This is a genomic window from Rhizobacter sp. P2_H2 (assembly GCF_056403375.1).
Map to the genome: position 1 here is coordinate 1 of NZ_JBFUFP010000599.1, position 3,341 is coordinate 3,341.

The 3,341-nt window shown below is 70.2% G+C and carries 2 protein-coding genes; both read right to left on the reverse strand.

What is annotated here, in order from left to right:
- The coding region (locus tag AC1D15_RS23150; protein ID WP_477827822.1) for a hypothetical protein at positions 1-997 on the reverse strand (997 nt) is incomplete at its 3' end.
- The gene (locus AC1D15_RS23155; protein WP_477827823.1) at positions 994-2,976 is read right to left on the reverse strand and encodes an O-linked N-acetylglucosamine transferase, SPINDLY family protein; all 1,983 of its coding nucleotides are present in this window, start codon (positions 2,974-2,976) and stop codon (positions 994-996) included. The genes AC1D15_RS23155 and AC1D15_RS23150, both read right to left, overlap by 4 nt.
- Positions 2,977-3,341: the final 365 nt, after the last annotated feature.

Below are 3,341 nucleotides of genomic sequence, written 5' to 3' on the forward strand. Positions count from 1 at the left end.
GCACCAGGTCGGGCTGGGCGCGCTCGAGGATGTCGATGTTGAACCAGCCGGGCTTGTAGTCCTTGCCCGAACCGAGGTTGATCCGAGTCGGCCGCCATGGCTCCTGCGGCCGGCGCTCCTGGTGCACGCGGGCGTAGCCGACCGCGAACGCCATGATGTCGGCATAAGCCTCGAGCGGGTCGGTGGCCTCGAAGCGCTGCAGCTGCGCGCGCGCAGCCTCGTGGAACGCCGGGGTGCCGAAGTGCGAACCGAAGACCTCGTCGAGGCTGGCTTCGTCGAACCAGGTCACGCAGTCCTCGAAGGCGGCATGCGGGCGCGTCTGCGGCCGGCGTTCGGACAGCACCGGCGTGCCCAGCGACAGGCAGTGCGACACCCGGGCCTGCTCGAAGCGGCTGGCCGGGTAGAAGTGCAGGTTGACGACCGCCTTCGCCTGCAGGATCAGCTGGTCGCGCTCCGGACCGTACAGCGGCTGCTCGAAGCGCGTGACGCGCCGGCCGGTGGCCTCGATGCGCTGCAGCATCTCGAGGCGGCGCGGGTTCAGCGCGCCGATGAACAGCAGGTCGATCGGGCGCTCTTCCAGCGGCAGCGTCTGTACCGGCTTCAGGTAGGGCGCGAACAGCAGCGGGAACATCGGCACGTCGTCGGCATGGTCGGTGTAGGCGGCGATGTTGTCGGCGTCGTACTCGACGACCGCCGAGCCGCGCAGCAGCGCCAGGTAGTCGCCGCCGACCGGCGCGCCGTCGCGGCCGAGCTGCTCCAGGTTCACGAACACGCAGGTGTAGCGCTCGCGCGCCGCGGCGTCGAAGCCGAGATGGGCACCGAACACGAAGTTGATCGCGTCATGGCGCAGCCGGTTCTTCGCGAGGCTCACCTCGGCGCCCATGCGGCGGAACTGGTGGCGGAAGTAGCGGGCCTGGTCGAGGAAGCCGAGCGAATGCACGTAGCCTGCGGGCTGCATGATGCACAGGTGGATGGCGGGCAGCTCGATCGTGCTCATGCGGAGGCTCCTTCGGCGTGTTGCGGGGCGAGGGCGATGTGGTCGGGCGGCAGCCCCTGCGACCAGCGCTCGGCCATCGCCCACAGCAGGCGGCCGAAATCGCGGGTCCAGGTGTCGCTGTCGAACAGCGGCGCGCTGTCGCGGGCTGCGATCAGGTGGTCGCGCAGCGCCTGGCGCGCGCCAGCGTCACCGGCCAGCTCGAGGATGCGCGCCTCGTAGTCGGCGATCGTCGGGCAGGCCAGTTGCGGCAGGCCGACCGCATCGAGCAGGCTGGCGGCCACGCGCGATGCGAAGGTCTCGCCGGCATACGTGACGACCGGCAGCCCGGCCCACAGCGCATCGCTGGCGGTGGTGTGGCCGTTGCACGGCCAGGTGTCGATGAAGAGGTCGGCGAGCGCCAGGCGGCTCAGGTGCTCGCGCAGCCCGATCTTCGGGGCGAACACCAGGCGCTGCGGATCGATGCCGCGCGCGGCGGCCTCGGCGCGCAGTTGTGCCGGCGAGTGGTCGTTCCATTGCAGCAGCCACAGCACGGCATCCGGCAGGCGGTGCAGCAGGCGGCACCAGACGTCGAACACCTCGGGCGACAGCTTGAACGGCTGGTTGAAGCCGCACAGCACCAGGGCGTCGTCGGGCAGACCGGCCTGCGCGCGGCTGTACGGGCCGGGCAGCGGCCGCTGGCGGTCGTTCGGCTGGTAGCAACCCGGCATCAGCGCGAGCTTCTCGCTGAAGTGGGCGGCGTTCGCGAGCGGCGAGACGATCGCATCGCCGACGAAGTAGTCGATGCCGTCGGCCGGCGCCGCGCCGGTCGTGCCGGGGAAGCCGAGGAAGCTGAGCTGCACCGGTGCCGCGCGGTGGCCGAAGATCGCGAGCCGCGCATCGCGCGTGTGACCCTTCAGGTCGACCAGCACGTCGATCTCGTCATGCCGCACTTGCTGCGCGACCTCCAGGTCGCTGCGCTTCGCCACGTCGACGAAGCGGCCGGCGTTGCGCAGGCGCGCGCGCATCGGGCTGCCGTCGTCCGGACCGTGCGAATACAGCGTGATGTCGAAGCGGCTGCGATCGAGCTTCTCGAACACCTCGGCCATCAGGATCGCGGTGGCGTGCTGGTGGAAGTCGGCCGAGACGAAGCCCACGCGCAGCCGTGCGGGCAGCGGGCGCGGCGCGACGGGCGCGAAGGCTTCCACGCGGCGCGTCTGGAAGCGCCAGCACGAACGAGCGACGCGTCGCTGCGCGACCGGGTCGCCGGTGACCGTGACCTGCGCGAACACCGAGGCCCAGCTCGCGGCGTCGTCGGGCAGCGCATCAGCCAGCCGCTGCAGTGCGGCGACGTCGGCCTGCGCGTTCTGCCAGCGGCACAGCTCGCGCTCGACGAAGGCGAGCAGGCCCTGCGCGGCCAGGTCGCCCTGGCCGAGGCCGAGGACCAGCGCGGTGCGAAAGCATTCGGTCGATTCCTGCTTCATGCCCAGCGCGTTGAACGACAGGCCCAGGCGGTAGTGCGACAGCGCATGGTCGACGTTGCGCGACAGCGCCTCGAACAGCGCGGCGATCGCGGCCTGGTGCTGCCCGGCATTGAACAGCGCTTCACCGAGGTTCTGGTAGTACTCGGCGCCGCGCGGCGTCTGCTCAGGCTGCTGCTGCAGGCAGTTCGCGGCCTCCGCGTAGCGGTGCTGCGCACTCAGGCAATCGGCCGCGATCATGCGGGCCAGCGCATCGTCGGGCTTCAGCGCGAGCGCCGATTGCGCGCTGCGCAGCGCCTTGTCGTGCGTGCCGTTCTTCATCTGCGCGCGTGCGAGGTTCAGCAGGTAGACGGTGTCGCGTGGGTTGCGTTCGCTCGCGCGGTGGAAGGCGTGCTCGGCCTTCGCCCAGTCGCCGGCCTTCGCGTGCGCCAGGCCTTCTTCCCAGTCGCGCTGTGCGCTGCGTGCGAACGCCGCCACGGGAGCGGGGCGGGCCTTGGCGGGTTTGTGGGCTTTGGTGTGCATCGTGACGGCGCGCAGGCACGCCCCATGGGAGGTTGCTGAAATTCTAGGAAGCGCCGCCGCGGCGAAGACCCGGAGATGCGCCCCAGATGCCCGCCAGTTCGCCGTTTGACACACTCTGAAACGTCTTCGCGCCCCCCTCAAGTTTTCGCCGCGAATGCAGATAGAAGGCAGGCTCCCACCCCGTTGTTCGGGGGATCTCGCAGAAATTTTGGCAGCACGGACTCAAGTCTCGAAAGTGGCGGTCCGATAAAGCCTCCAACGGCGACGCAACAACGGCGCCGGGGTCCGGCAGACCAGTGAAGCCGGGCGCAGCAAGCCGCACAACCCCCGGGACGTGCGGTCGTTAAGGCAGAGAAGTGAAGCGG